We start from the raw sequence: 19,647 nt of genomic DNA on the forward strand, positions 1-19,647 counted from the left end.
ATAGGATTCCATAGGAATTTTCTTTAAAAGACAAAGAAGGACGAATCAAGAAATTTTTATTTCTCATTCCGTCCTTCTTTTGTATTTTTAAGCTGTCTAGCAAATCCCCAACGGTTCCTTTGCCGGAAGTCCGGCTTTTCTCGGATATCTTTTTGCAGTTGGTTTTACTTTTTCAATTTTTACGAACGATCTTCCAATCTCACTTCCCGGAAGCTGAAATTTTATCACTTCTCTGAGAGTTCCTCCAAGAATCGTAACTGCTTTCTTTGCCTGCACAACTTCCTCGTCAATTTCTCCCGATTTATATGGAAGGAACACCCCACCTTTTTTCACATATGGAAGGCAATATTCTGACAATGTTGCCAGATTTGCCACTGCTCTAGACACACAGAGATCAAACTGTTCTCTGTATTCCTGCTGCTTTGCGTAATCTTCTGCTCTCCCATGAATAGCCCGAATCCCTTTCAACTGCAATTTTTCGATGACTGCGTTGAGGAATTTTACTCTCTTATTCAAGGAATCTAACAACACAACTTCCAGCTCCGGAAACACTATTTTCAATGGGATCCCTGGAAATCCAGCCCCTGTCCCAACATCAATTACACTTTTTACAGACTTCATGTCCATCGCTTTTACGATAGAAACAGAATCTACAAAATGTTTTTCATTTACTTCCTCGTATTCTGTGATTCCGGTCAGGTTCATAAACTCATTCCACTCAACAAGAATCTCATAAAACAGATCAAACTGTTCTTTTTGTCTATCATCCAATACGATTCCTAATGCACTTAACTTCTCTTCAAATTTATGACTGCTCATCTTTTTCCCTCTTACTTCCATAACTTTCCATATATACAAGCAATACAGAGATATCTGCCGGTGAAACTCCCGAAATTCTAGATGCCTGTCCAATTGAAATCGGGCGATATTGATTCAGCTTCTGCTTTGCCTCGATACGGAGACTTCCGATTTCATCGTAATTGATCGCATCCGGAATCCGTTTTGTCTCTAATTTTTTGAACTGCTCTACCTGCTTCATCTGGCGCCGGATATAACCATCATACTTAATCCGAATATTAATCTGTTCTACTACTTCTTCGCTCAACTCCGTTCTTCCCGGATCGATCGCTTCCAGTGCTTCATAAGATAATTCCGGACGGCGGATTAACTCTGCCAGTGTAATTCCATTTTTTAGCGGAGTGCTTCCATATTGCTCCAATACTTCCTGCACTGGTCTGGATGCACCTACATTTGTATGTTCCAGCCGTTCTACCTGCTCTTCAATCTGCCGCTCTTTCTTCTTCAGATTTTTGTAGCGCTCCTTATCAATCAACCCAACTTGATATCCTATCTCCGTCAGACGCTGATCTGCATTATCCTGTCTAAGAAGCAGACGATACTCTGCCCTGGATGTCATCATCCGATATGGTTCATGACTTTCTTTTGTCACAAGATCATCGATCAGAACACCGATATATCCCTGCGAACGGTCTATAATGATCTGCTCTTTTCCAAGTACTTTCCTTGCTGCATTAATACCCGCCACAAGCCCTTGTGCTGCTGCCTCCTCATATCCAGAACTTCCGTTAAATTGTCCTCCGCTGAACAACCCGCTGATCTTTTTAAATTCCAACGTCGCATAAAGCTGTCTGGCATCAATACAATCATATTCGATCGCATAGGCATTACGGACAATCTTTGCATGCTCCAGCCCCGGTACACTTCGATACATTTCATACTGAACATCCTCCGGAAGCGAACTGGACATTCCTCCGATATACATCTCATTAGTGTCAAGCCCTTCCGGCTCAATAAATACCTGATGGCGATCTTTGTCTGCAAATTTCACAACCTTATCCTCAATGGAAGGACAATATCTTGGACCAGTTCCCTCAATCATTCCTGAGAATAGTGGAGAACGGTCCAGATTCTCCCGGATGATCTCATGCGTCCTTTCATTTGTATAAGTCAACCAGCATGACACCTGATCAATCTGTACTTCCTCCGGGTTTGTCGTAAAGGAAAAAGGAACTACTCTCTCATCTCCAAACTGCTCTTCCATCTTTGTAAAGTCAATAGAATTACGGTCAATCCGCGCTGGTGTCCCTGTCTTAAAACGATACATCTGAACTCCCAGTTCTTTGAGACAATCACTTAAATAATTTGCCGCCTTCAGACCATTCGGTCCACAATTTTCACTGACTTCTCCATAAATACATCTGGACTTCAAATATGTTCCAGTGCATAGTACTACCGCATCACAGTGATAAACTGCTCCAGAAAAAGTTTTAACTCCTGTCACTTTTCCATTTTCCACAAGAATTTCCGTAACTTCCGCCTGCTTGATGTCCAGGTTCTCCTGCTGCTCCAGCACCTTTCTCATCTCTGTACTATATCTCGCCTTATCTGCTTGTGCACGCAAGGAATGAACGGCCGGTCCTTTGGACTTATTCAGCATCTTGGACTGAATAAAGGTACGGTCGATTACCTTTCCCATCTCTCCTCCAAGTGCATCCACCTCTTTGACAAGGTGACCTTTCGAACTTCCTCCAATGTTTGGATTACATGGCATCAACGCAATACTATCTACACTCACAGTAAACATGATTGTTCTGACACCAAGCCTTGCAGCTGCCAGAGCTGCTTCACATCCTGCATGTCCCGCACCGATCACGGCGATTCCATATCTGTCTTTATTTTCCCATACAGAACTTGCTGAATATTTCATTTACCAAATCTTCTCCTATCGTTTCTCCGGTGATACTTCCAAGCGCCTCATAGGCATCCATAAGGTCGATGGAATAGAAATCCTCCGGCATGTTATTTTCAATACTTCCAATTACTTTTTCCAAACTGTCATAAGCATTCTGAAGGGCTGTTTTCTGTCGAATATTTGTAATATATACTTCGTCATTGAAAGAAACCTTTCCCTCAAAAAACATCTCTTTCAGTGCATGCTCTACTTTCTCAATCCCATGCTCCTGTTTTGCCGATATTTCAATCATCGGTTTTTCTGTATATTTTTGCAGGAGCTCCTTTGTGATAACAGTATCCAGATCCGATTTGTTCAAAAGAATCAATGCCTGCTTCTCCCGGATCATCTCAAGAATCTGTTCATCATTTTCATCCAGTGCACGCGATGCATCGACGACATAAATGATCAAGTCTGCATCTTTTGCATAATCTTTCGCCTTATCCACCCCGATCTTTTCGACAATATCTTCTGTATCACGGATCCCTGCTGTATCTATGATATTTAAACTGATCCCATTAATCTGAATATTTTCCTCAAGAATATCCCTCGTTGTTCCTTCAATATCCGTCACGATCGCCCGTTCTTTTCTTGCAAGCACATTTAACAGCGAAGACTTTCCTGCATTTGGCTTTCCTACAATAACAGTCTGGATTCCTTCCTTGATTATTCTACCATTATCTGCACTCTCTAACAACCTGCGAATTGCTCCCTGAAGCTTTTCTACGGTTCCCTGAAGCTTTTCCCCATATCCGTCAATGCTAATATGTTCTGGATCATCCAGCGCTGTCTCAATAAAGGCTGTGTGATATAAAATCTCCTTACGGATCTCAGATATTTTTTCTAATACAGACCCCTTTAACTGACTTACAGAACTCTTCAAAGCATATTCATTTTTAGACTGTATGACATCGATCACCGCTTCTGCCTGTGACAGATCTAATCTTCCATTTAAAAATGCCCGCTTCGTAAACTCTCCCGGCTCTGCCGGTCTTGCGCCATACTTGATCACAGTCTCAAGAATACGCTTCATTACGTACACTCCGCCGTGACAGTCAATCTCAACAGTATCCTCTCCGGTATAACTATGCGGCCCTCTCATAAGAAGCACCAAAACTTCGTCGATCGTCTCTTCTCCATCCATAATGTATCCATAATGAATCGTGTGGCTTTTCTCATTTGAGAGCTTTTTTTCTTTTTTCTTCCCTTTGTATATACGGTCAACGATTACAAAAGCTTCTTCCCCACTGATTCGGATAATCCCAATTCCAGAAGCTGTCATTGCCGTTGCGATCGCTGCAATTGTATCCTTTATCATATTTTCCTGTCTCTCCTTTCTGCTGTCTATGTATCTTCCAAAACAGTTTCTAAAAAAGGCAGCATTAAAATAATGCTGCCTGAATTTCTTTGTTATTGTCTTCTGGACGGTGTAATTACAACTCTTCTGTATGGCTCTTCTCCTTCGCTGTGAGTTGACACATACTTGTCTGACTGTAATACAGAATGAATGATTCTTCTTTCATACGGATTCATCGGTTCCAAAGAAACCGGCTTTCTTGTACGTTTTACTTTATGTGCAATATTTTTTGCAAGGTTCTCCAGTGTCGCCTTTCTTCTTGCACGATAATTTTCTGTATCCAGCTTTACACGAATATAGCCATCCTGTGTTTTGTTTGCCACACGGTTTGTCAAATACTGAAGGGAATCTAATGTCTGACCTCTTTTACCGATCAGAATACCCATATGTTCTCCTTCCAGTTCAATGCAGAGAGTTCCTTCACTGTCTACTTCGGAATGAATCTTGACTTCCATATCCATTGTCTTCAAGACATCCTGCAAAAACTTCTCCGATTCACGAATTGTTTCTTCCGTTACCTTCACAGAAGAACGCTCCTCTTTTTCTACTGTCTTTGCTTCTAGTGCAGGACGTTCTGCCTTCTTTGCTGGAACCGGCGGACGCTTCTCTTCTCTTTTTGGCTCTGGTTTCACTTTCGGTTTGTCGAATTTAATCTCCTCCAGCTCTACCGGCGCTTCTGCTGTCTTTTTCCTTCTAGCTGAGATCACAGCTTGCTTTGCCCCAATTCCAAGAAATCCGGAACTTCCTTTTTCGATTACATCATATTCTAACTGATCGCTCGTCACCCCTAACTGAATCAGCGCTTCTGTGATCGCATCGCTCAGTGTCTTTGCGGATACTCTAATCTCTTCCATTCTTCTTCCCTCCCGTTTCTGCTATAGAAATGCGGTTTGAATTAATCGTTTTCGTTAAATTTCCTTACCATATTTGCTTTTGCTGTAAGGCTTCCCGGTTTTGCATTTTTACCACGCTCAGCTGCCTGCTGCAATTTTGCTTCCTGCTCACTGTCTGCTGTATGATTATGCTTTTGCTCTACCGCGATATTGCGGACTTTTTTCGTTGCCATCTGGTTCAGCTCTTCTGTGGAAACTTTCTTTTTCTCATACTTCTTCTTTGCTTTTTCCATATTTTTCTTTACGAGCTCATCCATATCCATACGGTCAAGATACTTATTGATCGCTACTTGCTGTACCGAACGGCAAATCGCACTAAAGATCCAGTACAAACCGAGACCTGCCGGCATTGTGAAACACATAAATACTGAGAATAACGGCATGATCATATTCATTGTCTTCATAGAATTTGCCATTGGATTCTCCCGATCGTCCATTCCAGGTGACTGTGGCATCAACTTAATATTGATCCACTGTGTCAAACCAGATAAGATCGGAATCAAAAGTGCAACAATTGCAACAAGAATTGCACCGGTCTTTAAAGCATCCATCATCAGGTTCACAGGTGCATCTGAAATATTTGCTCCCAAGAAGTTATTAATATGTGAAATCTGCCCGGATGTTGAATCAATCAAGGATGAAAGGTCCGGGAATTTATCTTTTAATGTATCCCATGTACTTGGCTGGAATTTATAAAGTACATCTACGATCGTATTTGTCTTTGTATAGTCAAACTTTTCAGGATTGATCATGATCGGGCTTGCCGAACCAATCTTCTCCATAATCTTCTGATAACCGCCAGTTGCCATAATCTCATTGACAAGAGGCATATACATATCCTTTACTCCGCCTACATATGCCGGAATGTTTTGAATAACCTTCCACAATGCAAGTAAGATCGGAAACTGAATCACTAACTGAAGACATCCACCCATCTGTGAAGTTCCGTACTTATCGTACACCATCTTCATTTCTTCCTGCATTTTCAGCATGGATTCCTGATCCCGTTTGTTCTTGTACTTTTTCTGAATTGCCTGAAGTTCAGGGTTCATTACTGCACTTAATTTTGAAAATTTCTGCTGTTTGATTGTAAGCGGAATCATAAATGTATAGATAATAATTGTAAATAAAATAATACATAAACCTATGTTTTCGATTCCGAATGCACTACTCAGCACATTAAAGATACCATCCATTAATTTACCGAGCAGCCACGCCACCTGTCCTATAATTGGCGTCGTCGATTGTGTCAAAAGAATACCTGTCATTTTTTCCTCCTTTAAGGCACAGGGTCATACCCGCCTTTTGCAAATGGATTACAACGTAAAATTCTCCATATAGTTAATAACCCACCCTTTAATGCCCCATATTTCTCAATCGCTTCAATTCCATATTGAGAACATGTAGGAAAATAAATGCAGTGAGTTGTTCTTTTTAACCCGGATAAATATTTCTGGTAAAACCTGATAAGTGCAATAAATATCTTTTTCACCGATTTTACATCTCCATTTTGTTACTTATATATATTATGAAGTCTTCCCAGGTGGATCAATGCGCTTTCCATCTCTCTGTACGAGCGCCCATTGGCACTCACTCTCGCAATCACTACAATATCATATCCACTCTGAAAATGTTCTTCTTGTAATCGATAACTCTCTCTGATCAATCGTGTCAGCCGGTGTCTCACGACACTGTTGCCAACTTTTTTGCTGACAGAAATACCAAGCCGGTTCCCTCCGGATTGGTTTTCTCTTACATACATTACCAGATACTTATTTGCATAAGACTTTCCAGTCTTATAAACAATCTGAAAATCTTGATTTTTCTTTAATGACTCGGAAAATTTCATTATTATCTTCTCCTGATTTTTAAAGAAGAAAAGGCCACATATATGCGGCCTACGCTGATAACTGTTTTCTTCCTTTTGCTCTTCTGGCAGCTAAAACTTTTCTTCCACCAGCTGTGCTCATTCTTGCTCTGAATCCATGAACTTTCGCTCTAGATCTCTTTTTTGGTTGGAATGTCATTTTCATTGAAATCCACCTCCTTAGACATGAAACCTATATATATAAATATAGACATATTATTTTTTAGACATCGTATTTTATTATAAGCATAAAATGCCATTTCGTCAAGATAATCCTTTCATTTTCTTGATTTTTTTCCATTTTTCCACATATATGATATCTCCTTATTTTTATCTGCTTTTCTACTTTTTCCATTCTCCTGTTTCTCCTCTTTTTCCAACTCTTTTTTCCATTTTTCCCCGTTTTTTCTATAAATAAAAGATGCTCTGACACTTTTCCACACATCATCTAGTATTTTTTCCCGAAAAAATCATGTGGATATCCCACAATATAGTGTTTGACCAAAATGTTATCCACAAGTTGTGGATAACTTGTGGATAACTATAAGGATAACCTGTGGATTCAATGTTTATAGACGATTTATCCACCCTTAAAATCCTTATTTTGGGGGATTTTCCACTGTCTATAAAGTTATCCACACTTATTTCCATTGCTTAAATATGGGTTTTGATGTAAAATATAGTGGAGAGATTGTCTACAAATTTCTTTTACTATGATACTTAGGAGTTAGAAGAATGAATATTGTTGAGGAAAATTGGGAAGAAATTATACAAAAATTAAAAATTGAACACAGTCTTACGGACGTTTCTTTCAAAACGTGGATTCTTCCACTGAGAGTATATAAAGTAACAAGTAATACTGTGTACATTCTTGTGAATTTAAAAGCAAGTATTGACTATATTAAAAACAAATACCTGCTGCCGTTTCAGGTATGTATTGCCGAAGTTGTCGGAAAAGAATATGAAGTAAAATTTATCGCCGAAAATGAATTCGATCCGAAAGATTTTGAGGATAAAACCGCCACACCGAAATCAAAAGTAACTGTATCTCAGGCTGCAAACCTGAATCCCAAGTATACATTTGATACTTTTGTCGTTGGTGGAAACAACAATTTTGCACATGCTGCATCACTTGCAGTTGCAGAATCACCGGGTGAAGTCTATAATCCCCTCTTTTTATATGGAGGTGTCGGACTTGGAAAAACCCATCTTATGCACTCCATCGCTCACTTTATTTTAGAAAATGAGCCAGAGAAAAAAGTATTATATGTAACAAGTGAAACGTTTACAAATGAACTGATCGAAGCAATTAAAAACGGAAAAACTGGCAATGAATCCGCAATGACTGCTTTTCGCGAAAAATACAGATCGATTGACGTCCTTTTAATAGATGATATCCAATTTATTATCGGAAAAGAAAGTACACAGGAAGAATTCTTTCACACATTTAATCATCTTCACATATCCGGCAAGCAGATCATCATCTCCAGCGATAAGCCTCCAAAAGACATTGAAACACTGGAAGCTCGTCTCCGCTCCCGCTTTGAATGCGGCTTAGTCGCAGATATTTCCTCACCTGATTATGAAACACGAATGGCAATTCTCAGGAAAAAGGAAGAATTGGACGGACTGGACAAATACAATATTCCGGATGCTGTTATGCAGTACATTGCTTCTAATGTAAAGTCAAATATCCGTGAGCTTGAAGGCTCTTTAAACAAATTGATCGCATTATATAAGTTAAAAAATGCACCGATTGATATCAATTTGGCTGCGGAAGCGCTGAAAGATATCGTTTCACCAAATGAAAACAGACAAGTCACCCCGGAATTAATCCTGGATGTTGTCTCAGAACACTTTAATATTTCGATCGCTGACTTAAAAAGTGGCAAACGAAACGCTGAAATCGCAATTCCGCGTCAAATAGTTATGTATTTATGCCGTACTATGACCGATACTCCACTCAAAGCAATCGGTCTGACACTTGGTGGTCGTGATCATTCTACGATCAGCCATGGAGTTGATAAAGTTACTGCTGATATCAAGGCCAGTGACACCTTCAGCAACACCATTGATATTATTAAGAAAAAATTAAATCCAGTTTAGATTGTTATTTTTTTAACGGCTATTGTGGATTGATATGTGGAAAAACTGTGGATAGATTGTTCGTTCATTGTGGATAATTTTTTCTGTGGAAAACTCGCTTAAGTTATCCCAATTTTGCGAACGTATTATCCTTTGTTTTTCCACATACTTTTCGAGCGTAAAAATCGCTCAACCATAGGGATTTTTAGGGTTATCCACATATCCACAGCCCCTACGGCGGTTACGGCGGATAACTTTCATATATTTACTCAAAGCAAATACCGAAAGGAGTTATACACATGAAAATCATTTGCACAAAATCAAATTTAGTCAAAGGTGTCAGTATTGTCTCCAAAGCAGTTCCTTCTAAAACAACCATGCCAATCTTAGAATGTATCTTAATTGATGCAACAACAGATACAATCAAATTGACAGCGAATGATATGGAACTTGGAATTGAAACTACGATTGAAGGAACCATTCTTCAAAAAGGAATCATTGCATTGGATGCCAAGATTTTTTCAGAAATCGTAAGAAAACTTCCTGATAATGAAGTAATCATTGAAACAAATAGTAATTTACAGACACTGATCACCTGCGAAAAAGCAAAATTTAATATTTCCGGAAAATCAGGAGAAGATTTTTCTTATTTACCTTATATCGAAAAAAAGGATTGCATCACACTTTCTGAATTTACGCTCAAAGAAGTGATTCGTCAGACAATTTTTTCAATCTCTGATATGGACAGCAACAAACTGATGTCGGGTGAATTGTTTGAAGTGGATCAGAATATTCTGAAAGTGGTTTCCCTGGACGGACACCGTATTTCCATTAGAAAAATCGAATTAAAAGAATCTTATGAGCCTAGAAAAGTTGTCGTTCCAGGAAAGACACTTCAGGAAATCAGTAAAATCCTTTCTGGTGAGACAGAAAGTGAAGTTACTATTTATTTTACAAATAATCATATCGTGTTTGAGTTCAGCAACACCGTTGTTGTGTCAAGATTAATCGAAGGAGAATATTTCCGTATCGACCAGATGCTCTCAAACGATTATGAGACAAAAGTGCGAATCAATAAAAAAGAACTGTTAAGCTGTATTGATCGTGCAACACTTCTTGTGAAAGAAGGAGATAAGAAGCCGATCATTATTAATATTACCGATGAGTCTATGCAGCTGAAGATCCAGTCACAGATTGGTTCTATGAATGAAGAGATCATGATTACCAAAGACGGAAAGGATCTGCTGATCGGATTTAATCCGAAGTTTTTGATTGATGCGCTGCGCGTGATCGATGACGAGGAGGTCAGCCTGTACTTCATGAATGCAAAAGCACCTTGCTTTATCAAAGATGAAGAACAAAGTTATATCTATCTGATCCTTCCAGTAAACTTCAATGCGGCTGCATAAATATGCAACATAGCAATGTATATTTATGCAGAAAAACTACGAAACGTATTTTCAATGTGCGAGAGGACGAAGAAATGGAAATTATTAAATTAAGAGATGAGTACATTAAATTAGGACAGGCATTAAAAGCGGCAGGATTTGTAGAATCTGGTGTTGATGCGAAATTTGTTATTCAGGATGGATTGGTATCTGTCAATGGGGAAATAGAAGTGCAGCGTGGAAAGAAACTTTATGCTGGAGATGTTGTCTCTTTTGATGGACAGGAGATCCGAATTGAGAAATAATAAGGACAGTTGGTGCCGGTATGGTAATTAAGTCATTAAAATTAAAAAACTTTAGAAATTATGATTTTCTCAGCATCGAGTTTGACCATGCTACCAATATATTTTATGGCGACAATGCTCAGGGTAAGACAAATATTTTAGAGGCGGTCTATCTGACCGGAACAACGAAATCTCACAGAGGTACGAAAGATCGGGATTTGATTCAATTTGGAAATGAAGAGTCTCATATTGAGACGGTGATCGAGAAAGATGGAATCGAGTTTCAGGTGGATATGCATCTGAAGAAGAACAGTCCAAAGGGAATTGCGATCAATAAGATTCCAATCCGAAAGGCAAGTGAGCTGTTTGGACTTGTTCATCTTGTATTTTTCTCTCCGGAAGATCTGAACATTATCAAGAACGGACCTGCCGAGCGGAGAAGATTTATGGATCTGGAATTGTCCCAGCTTGATAAAGTCTATCTGAGTGATCTGGCAAATTATAACAGAATCATCAATCAGAGAAACCGTCTGTTAAAAGACTGCCAGAATCGTGCAGAATTAAATGAGATGCTGGATTTATGGGATATGCAGCTGATTCAGTATGGCAGTCGGATCATGGAAAGACGGGAAAAATTTCTGGAAGAAGTAAATGAAATAATATCTGGAATTCATTATAAATTGACGGGAGGCCGAGAAACGATTACAATTTCATATGAGAAAAACATTGGGCAGATGGAATTCGAGTCGGTTCTGAAAAAGAACAGGGAGCGGGATATTCGAATGAAAAGCACCTCAGCAGGACCACACAGAGATGACATCTGTTTTTTGACAAAAGATATTGATATTCGTAAATTTGGTTCCCAGGGACAGCAGAGGACAGCAGCATTATCCTTGAAGCTTTCTGAGATAGAGATTGTCAGAAAGTTGATCAAGGATACGCCGGTTCTTTTGTTGGATGATGTCCTGTCAGAACTGGATAAGAACAGACAGAATTATTTATTAGACAGCATTCATGACATACAGACATTGATCACCTGCACTGGTGTCGATGAGTTTGTAAATCACCGCTTTTCGATAAATAAAATATTTCATGTAAGTAATGGAGTCGTAGTAAAGGAAAATTAGGAGGACTATAATGAGTACAGAATATGGTGCAGATCAGATTCAGATATTGGAAGGACTGGAGGCCGTCAGAAAAAGACCTGGAATGTACATTGGGAGCACATCTTCCAGAGGGTTACATCATCTTGTATACGAAATTGTGGACAATGCGGTCGATGAAGCACTCGGCGGATATTGTGATACGATTTTTGTATCGATCAACAAAGATAATTCGATCACGGTTATTGACAACGGACGTGGAATTCCGGTTGGGATCAATCATAAAGCAGGACTTCCGGCGGTTGAGGTCGTATTTACCGTGCTGCATGCCGGAGGAAAATTCGGTGGCGGAGGATACAAGGTGTCCGGTGGACTTCACGGAGTGGGTGCCTCAGTAGTAAATGCCCTGTCAGTATGGCTGGAAGTAGAGATTTACAACGAGGGCAAGATTTACAAACAGCGCTATGAGCGCGGGAAATCTGCCTATCAGCTGAAAGTGGTAGGAGAATGCGAAGCGGACAAGACCGGAACGAAAGTTACATTCTTGCCGGATGCCGAGATTTTTGAAGAGACAGAGTTTGATTATAATATTTTGAAGCAGAGATTCCGTGAGATGGCATTTCTTACGAAAAATCTGAAGATTGTTTTAGCAGATGAGAGACCGGAAGAACGCATCGAGAAGACATTTCACTATGAAGGTGGAATCAAGGAATTTGTGCAGTATTTAAACAAAAGCAAGACTCCTCTTTATGAGCAGATTATTTACTGTGAGGGACAGAAAGACGGAGTTGCAGTAGAAGTGGCAATGCAACACAATGATTCCTATACAGACAATACATATGGGTTTGTAAATAACATCACTACACCGGAAGGCGGTACACATGTTGTCGGTTTTCGAAATGCACTTACAAAGACTTTCAATGAGTATGCAAGAAAAAATAAGCTGTTAAAAGATAGTGAACCAAATCTTTCGGGAGAAGATATCAGAGAAGGTTTGACAGCAATTATCAGCGTTAAGATTCAGGATCCACAGTTTGAAGGACAGACGAAGCAAAAACTTGGAAACAGTGAGGCAAGAGGTGCGGTTGACAGTGTACTGAGTACACAGTTAGAGATTTTCCTTGAACAGAATCCGCAGGTTGCCAAAGTTGTCATCGAGAAGTCTGTTCTGGCACAGCGTGCGCGGGAAGCGGCCAGAAAGGCAAGAGATCTTACAAGAAGAAAATCAGCCTTAGAGGGAATGTCACTTCCGGGAAAACTTGCAGATTGTTCAGAGAAGGATGCATCCAAATGTGAGATTTACATTGTAGAGGGAGATTCTGCGGGTGGATCGGCAAAGACTGCCAGAGACCGTGCAACTCAGGCAATTCTTCCGCTTCGAGGAAAGATTCTGAATGTAGAGAAAGCAAGACTAGATAAAATCTATGCAAATGCAGAAATCAAAGCGATGATCACAGCCTTTGGAACGGGAATTCACGAGGATTTTGATATTTCAAAACTGCGATATCATAAGATCATTATCATGACCGATGCCGACGTGGACGGCGCTCATATCAGTACGCTTCTTCTGACATTTTTATATCGGTTTATGCCGGAACTGATCAAACAAGGATACGTTTATCTGGCGCAGCCTCCGCTCTATAAGTTGGAGAAAAACAAAAAAGTATGGTATGCTTACAGTGATGAAGAATTAAATAAGATTCTTCAGGAAGTTGGAAGAGATGGAAATAATAAGATTCAGCGTTACAAAGGTCTTGGAGAGATGGATGCGGAACAGCTTTGGGAGACAACAATGGATCCGGAGCACCGCGTGCTTCTGCGTGTGACAATGGATGAGGAATCTTCATCCGAATTAGACCTTACTTTTACGACACTTATGGGAGATAAAGTAGAGCCTAGACGAGAGTTTATCGAGGAGAATGCAAAATACGTGCAAAATCTTGATATTTAAAGGTTTTTACAGCGTTGATGAAAATGTATTTCAAGTAAGGAGAAGACAATGGAAGATAATATTTTTGATAAAGTTCATGAGGTTGACCTGAAAAAGACGATGGAAGACTCTTATATTGATTATGCAATGAGCGTTATTGCCTCCCGTGCACTTCCGGATGTCAGAGATGGTCTGAAACCGGTACAGAGAAGAATCCTCTATTCCATGATTGAACTGAACAATGGACCGGATAAGCCGCATCGTAAGTGTGCCCGTATCGTCGGAGATACGATGGGTAAATATCACCCGCATGGAGATAGTTCGATTTATGGAGCGCTTGTCAATATGGCGCAGGAGTGGTCTACAAGATATCCGCTTGTGGATGGTCATGGAAACTTCGGTTCAGTCGATGGAGATGGCGCTGCTGCCATGCGTTATACAGAGGCCAGATTAAGCAAAATTTCTATGGAGCTGACAGCTGATATCAATAAAGACACAGTAGATTTCACACCAAACTTTGATGAGACGGAAAAGGAGCCGGCGGTACTTCCGGCCAGATTTCCAAATCTGCTGGTCAATGGTACGTCAGGAATTGCGGTTGGAATGGCGACGAATATTCCACCGCATAATCTAAGAGAAGTCATTGCAGCAGTGGTAAAGATTATTGATGACCAGATAGAAGAAAACGGCGAGACGAGCATAGAAGATATTTTGCAAATCGTCAAAGGGCCGGATTTCCCAACTGGAGCAATGATCCTTGGAACGAGAGGAATCGAGGAGGCATACCGCACCGGAAGAGGAAAAATCCGTGTACGTGCAGTGACGGATATCGAGCCGATGGCAAATGGAAAGAGCCGTATCGTTGTCACAGAATTACCATATATGGTGAATAAAGCTCGTCTGATCGAGAAGATTGCAGAGCTTGTACGCGATAAGAAGATTGACGGAATTACAGATTTAAGTGATCAGTCTAACCGAGAAGGTATGCGTATCTGTATCGAGCTGCGCCGGGATGTCAATGCAAATGTTGTTCTGAATCAGCTGTACAAACATACACAATTGCAGGATACGTTTGGTGTGATCATGCTGGCACTGGTCAACAACGAGCCGAAAGTCATGAACATTCTTGAGATGCTGAACTATTATCTCAGACATCAGGAAGAGGTCGTGACAAGACGTACGAAATATGAACTCAATAAGGCAGAAGAGCGCGCGCATATTTTGGAAGGCTTGCTGATCGCCCTTGATAATATTGATGAGGTTATCAGAATTATTCGTAATTCCAAGAATGCACAGGCTGCTAAAGAAGGACTGATCGAAGCATTCCAGCTGACAGATGTACAAGCACAGGCAATTGTAGATATGCGTCTGCGTGCACTGACCGGTCTGGAACGGGAAAAGCTTGAAAATGAATATAAGGAGCTCATGGAGCGCATTGGAGAATTGAGAGCAATCCTTGCAGACAGAAAACTTCTTTTAGGTGTGATCAAGGAAGAAATTCTTGTGATCAGTGGAAAATATGGGGATGACAGAAGAACTTCCATTGGTTTTGATGAGTTAGATCTTTCTACAGAAGACCTGATTCCGGAGCAGGATGTTGTGATCACAATGACAAAGCTTGGTTATATCAAGCGGATGACAACAGATACCTTCAAGAGTCAGAACCGCGGCGGTAAAGGAATCAAGGGAATGCAGACCATTGAAGAAGATTATGTAGAGGAATTATTTATGACCTCGACACATAACTATATCATGTTCTTTACCAATACCGGACGAGTATACCGGATGAAAGGCTATGAGATTCCGGAGGCTGGAAGAACTGCAAGAGGAACTGCGATCATCAATTTATTGCAGCTCATGCCGGATGAAAAGATTACTGCGATGATTCCGATCCGTGAATATGAAGACGGGAAATATCTGTTTATGGCGACGAAAAAAGGTCTTGTGAAGAAGACGCCAATTACAGATTATGCAAATGTCAGAAAGACAGGGCTTGCTGCGATCACACTTCGTGAAGATGATGAGCTGATTGAAGTAAAGATCACAGACAATGAAAAAGATATCATCATGGTAACAAAATACGGTCAGTGTATCCGTTTCAAAGAGCAGGATGTAAGATCAACGGGAAGAACTTCTATGGGTGTACGAGGAATGAACCTGAGCGATCGCGATGAAGTGATCGGAATGCAGTTACATACCCAGGGAGATTACCTTCTGATCGCTTCTGAAAAGGGAATGGGAAAACGTACTGCAATTGAAGAGTTCACCTGTCAGAATCGTGGCGGAAAAGGTGTGAAGTGCTATAAGATCACGGAGAAAACCGGAAATGTGATCGGAGTTAAAGCAGTAAACGAAGACAATGAAATTATGATCATCAATACAGAGGGAATTGTAATTCGAATGGAATGTGCAGGAATTTCTATTCTTGGTCGTGTCGCATCGGGAGTGAAACTGATCAACCTTGACTCCAATACAAAAGTTGCCAGCATTGCAAAAGTGAGAGAAACTGTCGCAGAAGAAAATGCAGAAGAAAAGGCTGAAGTAGAAGAAGCAGGTTCAGAAGAAAGTCTTGAATTAGAAACAAATTAGAAAAAATGATGGAATCAGATACCCTATGTCACAAATAGAGTGCATCTGCATATGCTGAAACAAGGCAGAACAAGGAAGCATGCAGGAGGTAACAAGCTATGGTTCAGTTTATGAATGAGACAGCAGATGCATATGCACAGATACGAGGAGATGCCGGACATTCTAAGATCAAGGGAAATATTTATTTCTTTGAAATGTACGGGGGAACACTGGTTGTGGCAGAAGTGGAAGGTCTTCCAAATGCAGAAAATGCTCCAAACGCAAATTTCTACGGATTCCATATTCATGAAGGAGCATTATGTACAGGAGATGAAGAGGATCCATTTGCTCAGACAAAGGGACATTATAATCCGGAAAATACAGTACATCCAGGGCATGCGGGGGATTTTCCTCCATTGCTTGCAAATGAGGGGCTTGCATGGAGCGCCTTTTACACAGACCGGTTTTACCCGGAAGAAGTGATCGGAAGAACAGTTGTCATCCATGGGATGGCAGATGATTTCCGGACACAGTCATCAGGAAATTCCGGAAGTAAGATCGCATGCGGAGAGATTGTATCGGAATAGTCGATTCTAGAAAGAGAATATTGGGAAAAAGAGAAGGAATATCTGGATACAGGTATTCCTTTTCTTTGTGATGTATACTATAATCTTAGATAGATGAAAAATTTCAGAAGATTCAGATCAATGAGGAGGTCCCTATGATTCGAACAATAGATGTCAGTGAGATTACAAAAAATGTAAAAGAAATGTGTATTGAAGCTAATTATTATCTTTCAGATGATATGAAGAATGCATTGCAGACGGCAGTGAGAACAGAAGAGTCTCCACTTGGCAGACAGATTTTAGAACAGCTTCAGGAAAATCTGGAGATTGCAGCAACAGATATGATTCCAATCTGCCAGGATACCGGAATGGCAGTTGTATTTTTAGAGATTGGACAAGAGGTACATCTGACCGGGGGAAATCTGGAAGAGGCTGTCAATGAGGGGGTACGTCAGGGGTATGTGGAAGGATATTTGAGAAAATCTGTGGTAAAGGATCCGATTCTGAGAGAAAATACAAAGGATAACACCCCAGCAGTTATTCATTATAAAATTGTTTCTGGTGATCAAGTGAAGATCAAAGTGGCGCCGAAGGGATTCGGAAGTGAAAACATGAGTAAAGTTATGATGTTGAAGCCGGCAGATGGATTGGAAGGGGTAAAGCAAGCGATTCTCAATATAGTGGCAGAGGCAGGACCAAATGCGTGCCCACCAATGGTAGTCGGTGTTGGAATCGGAGGTACTTTTGAAAAATGTGCGCTGATGGCAAAGGAAGCATTGACAAGGGAGGTTGGCGTCCATTCGGAAATCCCATATGTGCAAGAATTAGAAGAAGAAATGCTGCAGAAGATCAACCAGCTTGGCATTGGACCGGGAGGATTGGGAGGCGTGATGACCGCTCTTGCAGTTAATGTCAACACATATCCGACTCACATTGCAGGGCTTCCAGTGGCGGTGAATATCTGTTGCCATGTGAACAGACATATTGTGAGAGTGTTATAGCAAGGAGAGAAAGGGAGGCAGTGCAGATGGAAAAACATATGACGGTACCAGCAGGAAAAGATCAGCTTTGCCAATTAAAAGCGGGAGATTATGTATATTTGACGGGAACAATCTATACGGCAAGGGATGCTGCGCATAAAAGAATGAATGAAAGCCTTGATCAAGGTGAGAAGCTGCCAGTGAAACTGGAAGAGCAGGTGATTTATTATATGGGACCATCTCCGGCAAGAGAAGGAAGACCAATCGGTTCAGCAGGACCAACAACTGCAAGCAGAATGGATAAGTATGCGCCGCGGCTGTTAGATCTGGGTCTGGGGGCAATGATTGGAAAGGGAAAGCGGACACAGGAAGTGATTGATGCGATTATAAGAAACGAGTCTGTCTATTTTGCGGCAGTAGGAGGTGCAGGAGCACTGTTATCTAAATGTATTAAACGCTCAGAAGTAGTTGCCTATGATGACCTTGGAGCAGAAGCAATCCGCCGATTGGAAATTGAAAACTTTCCTGTGATCGTCGTAATCGACAAAGATGGAAATAATCTCTATGAGACAGCAATTGAAAAATACAGAAAGAGAATAGAGGAAAATTAAATGAAACGTATTTTATTAATGGTCTTTAAAAATATTTTGCTGGTTCCTGTTATGTGGTGTAAATTATGCTATTATGCGGGACATGTAGAAAAATATACAGAGCAGCAAATTTATAAAATGCTCACCTTCATCGTACTTCGTGCCAATAAAGGCGGAAGAGTGACGATCGATGTACATGGAAAAGAGAATATACCGGAGAAAGATGGGTTTATGTTCTTTCCAAATCATCAGGGAATGTATGATGTACTTGCAATTGTAGAGGCATGTTCACATCCATTTTCAGTTGTAGCAAAAAAAGAGGTAGAAAATGTACAGTTTTTGAAACAGGTTTTCAAATGCATGAAAGCATATACAATGGACCGGAGTGATGTCAGACAGGCAATGAAAGTGATTACTGCAGTGAGCAAAGAAGTAGAAAATGGAAGGAACTATTTGATTTTTCCGGAAGGAACGAGGTCAAAAAATGGAAATCATGTTCAAGAATTTAAGGGCGGAAGCTTTAAAGCAGCGACAAAAGCAAAATGTCCGATTATCCCGGTGGCGTTAATTGATTCCTTTAAACCATTTGATACAAACAGCATTGAACCAGTTACAGTACAAGTTCACTTTTTAAAACCGATGTTGTATGAAGAATACAAGGATATGAAGACAAATGAAATTGCAGCAGAAGTAAAGAGGCGGATTGAAGAAGTAATAGAGAAAAATACTTCCGAACAGAAGTAGATCATCAGAGTCTTGCGAGAAAAAAGAAGAATCCAGAGTTTACACAGAAGGATTCTTCTTTTGTTATATCTATATAGAAATAAATTACAAACAAAGAAAAATGAGAGAAAATTCTAGTAAAAGATAAATTACAAAAAAGTAAAAAAAGTTATTGACATTTGAAAAAAGCTTTAGTATAATCAATTATGCGCTTGATACAGCGCCTATATCGAAAACAAATTCGGAGAAATACTCAAGAGGCCGAAGAGGCGCCCCTGCTAAGGGTGTAGGTCGGGCAACCGGCGCGAGGGTTCAAATCCCTCTTTCTCCGCTTTTTAAAGAAAAGAACAAAATAAAAAGTTCAAAAAACTTTAAAAAGATTGTTGACAAACACTTGAGAGTGTGATATAGTTAAGAAGTTGTCGCGATAAGCGATGGCAAAATAAAAAAGTGCTTGACAAGTAAGAAACGCTGTGATAAAATAAAACAGCTGATTACGAAAAGCAAAACAGAACATTGATAATTAAACAATAGACAACACAACCCTGAAAATTTCGAACA

19 protein-coding genes and 1 tRNA gene are annotated in these 19,647 nt (G+C 40.2%); 11 read left to right on the plus strand and 9 right to left on the minus strand.

Annotated features, from left to right (window positions below; all coding sequences use genetic code 11):
* Window positions 1-96: 96 nt before the first annotated feature.
* From rsmG to ACESPO_RS12965, 9 genes are all read right to left on the minus strand, one after another.
* Complete coding sequence (rsmG, locus tag ACESPO_RS12925) at window positions 97-819, minus strand: 16S rRNA (guanine(527)-N(7))-methyltransferase RsmG (RefSeq protein WP_009263543.1); 723 nt, start codon at window positions 817-819, stop codon at window positions 97-99.
* Window positions 806-2,728 (minus strand): tRNA uridine-5-carboxymethylaminomethyl(34) synthesis enzyme MnmG, encoded by a 1,923-nt coding sequence (mnmG, locus tag ACESPO_RS12930; RefSeq protein WP_499788973.1) that lies wholly within the window; start codon window positions 2,726-2,728, stop codon window positions 806-808. The genes rsmG and mnmG overlap by 14 nt, the downstream gene beginning before the upstream one ends.
* Window positions 2,694-4,070, minus strand: coding sequence for a tRNA uridine-5-carboxymethylaminomethyl(34) synthesis GTPase MnmE (gene mnmE / locus ACESPO_RS12935; protein ID WP_336304493.1), 1,377 nt, complete (start codon window positions 4,068-4,070; stop codon window positions 2,694-2,696). Before mnmE ends, mnmG begins: the two co-directional genes overlap by 35 nt.
* A 92-nt stretch (window positions 4,071-4,162) precedes the next feature.
* Entirely contained in the window at window positions 4,163-4,963 is an 801-nt protein-coding gene (gene jag, locus ACESPO_RS12940; protein WP_117578635.1) for an RNA-binding cell elongation regulator Jag/EloR, read from the minus strand.
* 41 nt (window positions 4,964-5,004) lie between these two features.
* The gene (locus ACESPO_RS12945; protein ID WP_008977312.1) at window positions 5,005-6,270 is read right to left on the minus strand and encodes a YidC/Oxa1 family membrane protein insertase; all 1,266 of its coding nucleotides are present in this window, start codon (window positions 6,268-6,270) and stop codon (window positions 5,005-5,007) included.
* Between the two features lie 11 nt (window positions 6,271-6,281).
* Window positions 6,282-6,494 (minus strand): membrane protein insertion efficiency factor YidD, encoded by a 213-nt coding sequence (gene yidD / locus ACESPO_RS12950; protein WP_008977313.1) that lies wholly within the window; start codon window positions 6,492-6,494, stop codon window positions 6,282-6,284.
* A 21-nt stretch (window positions 6,495-6,515) separates the two neighbouring features.
* Window positions 6,516-6,851, minus strand: coding sequence for a ribonuclease P protein component (gene rnpA, locus ACESPO_RS12955; protein ID WP_008977314.1), 336 nt, complete (start codon window positions 6,849-6,851; stop codon window positions 6,516-6,518).
* A gap of 49 nt (window positions 6,852-6,900) precedes the next feature.
* Complete coding sequence (gene rpmH / locus ACESPO_RS12960; protein ID WP_008977315.1) at window positions 6,901-7,035, minus strand: 50S ribosomal protein L34; 135 nt, start codon at window positions 7,033-7,035, stop codon at window positions 6,901-6,903.
* Window positions 7,036-7,092: 57 nt separating this feature from the next.
* Entirely contained in the window at window positions 7,093-7,317 is a 225-nt protein-coding gene (locus ACESPO_RS12965) for a hypothetical protein (protein ID WP_081636849.1), read from the minus strand.
* Window positions 7,318-7,604: 287 nt separating this feature from the next.
* On the opposite strand from ACESPO_RS12965, the gene dnaA reads away from it, so the two are divergent.
* The 11 genes from dnaA (at window position 7,605) to ACESPO_RS13020 (ending at window position 19,417) form a co-directional block, all read left to right on the plus strand.
* Window positions 7,605-8,975, plus strand: coding sequence for a chromosomal replication initiator protein DnaA (gene dnaA / locus ACESPO_RS12970; protein WP_009263551.1), 1,371 nt, complete (start codon window positions 7,605-7,607; stop codon window positions 8,973-8,975).
* Between the two features lie 278 nt (window positions 8,976-9,253).
* Window positions 9,254-10,363, plus strand: coding sequence for a DNA polymerase III subunit beta (gene dnaN / locus ACESPO_RS12975; protein ID WP_009263552.1), 1,110 nt, complete (start codon window positions 9,254-9,256; stop codon window positions 10,361-10,363).
* Between the two features lie 74 nt (window positions 10,364-10,437).
* Complete coding sequence (locus ACESPO_RS12980) at window positions 10,438-10,647, plus strand: RNA-binding S4 domain-containing protein (protein WP_009263553.1); 210 nt, start codon at window positions 10,438-10,440, stop codon at window positions 10,645-10,647.
* A 20-nt stretch (window positions 10,648-10,667) separates the two neighbouring features.
* Window positions 10,668-11,753 (plus strand): DNA replication/repair protein RecF, encoded by a 1,086-nt coding sequence (gene recF / locus ACESPO_RS12985; RefSeq protein WP_008977319.1) that lies wholly within the window; start codon window positions 10,668-10,670, stop codon window positions 11,751-11,753.
* A 10-nt stretch (window positions 11,754-11,763) separates the two neighbouring features.
* Window positions 11,764-13,680, plus strand: a complete 1,917-nt coding sequence (gyrB, locus tag ACESPO_RS12990) for a DNA topoisomerase (ATP-hydrolyzing) subunit B (RefSeq protein ID WP_009263554.1) — start codon at window positions 11,764-11,766, stop codon at window positions 13,678-13,680.
* A gap of 48 nt (window positions 13,681-13,728) precedes the next feature.
* Window positions 13,729-16,248 (plus strand): DNA gyrase subunit A, encoded by a 2,520-nt coding sequence (gene gyrA / locus ACESPO_RS12995; protein ID WP_270457361.1) that lies wholly within the window; start codon window positions 13,729-13,731, stop codon window positions 16,246-16,248.
* Window positions 16,249-16,346: 98 nt separating this feature from the next.
* A complete protein-coding gene (locus ACESPO_RS13000) occupies window positions 16,347-16,814 on the plus strand; it encodes a superoxide dismutase family protein (protein WP_008977324.1) in 468 nt (155 codons plus the stop codon).
* Window positions 16,815-16,948: 134 nt separating this feature from the next.
* A complete protein-coding gene (locus ACESPO_RS13005) occupies window positions 16,949-17,794 on the plus strand; it encodes a fumarate hydratase (RefSeq protein ID WP_270602087.1) in 846 nt (281 codons plus the stop codon).
* 20 nt (window positions 17,795-17,814) lie between these two features.
* The gene (locus tag ACESPO_RS13010) at window positions 17,815-18,384 is read left to right on the plus strand and encodes a Fe-S-containing hydro-lyase (protein ID WP_270196970.1); all 570 of its coding nucleotides are present in this window, start codon (window positions 17,815-17,817) and stop codon (window positions 18,382-18,384) included.
* A complete protein-coding gene (locus ACESPO_RS13015) occupies window positions 18,385-19,107 on the plus strand; it encodes a lysophospholipid acyltransferase family protein (protein WP_008977327.1) in 723 nt (240 codons plus the stop codon).
* Window positions 19,108-19,329: 222 nt separating this feature from the next.
* A tRNA-Ser gene (locus ACESPO_RS13020) sits at window positions 19,330-19,417 on the plus strand.
* The last annotated feature ends 230 nt before the right edge of the window (window positions 19,418-19,647 follow it).

This window comes from Coprococcus sp. HPP0074 (assembly GCF_964238105.1).
Classification (GTDB): domain Bacteria; phylum Bacillota; class Clostridia; order Lachnospirales; family Lachnospiraceae; genus Faecalimonas; species Faecalimonas umbilicata.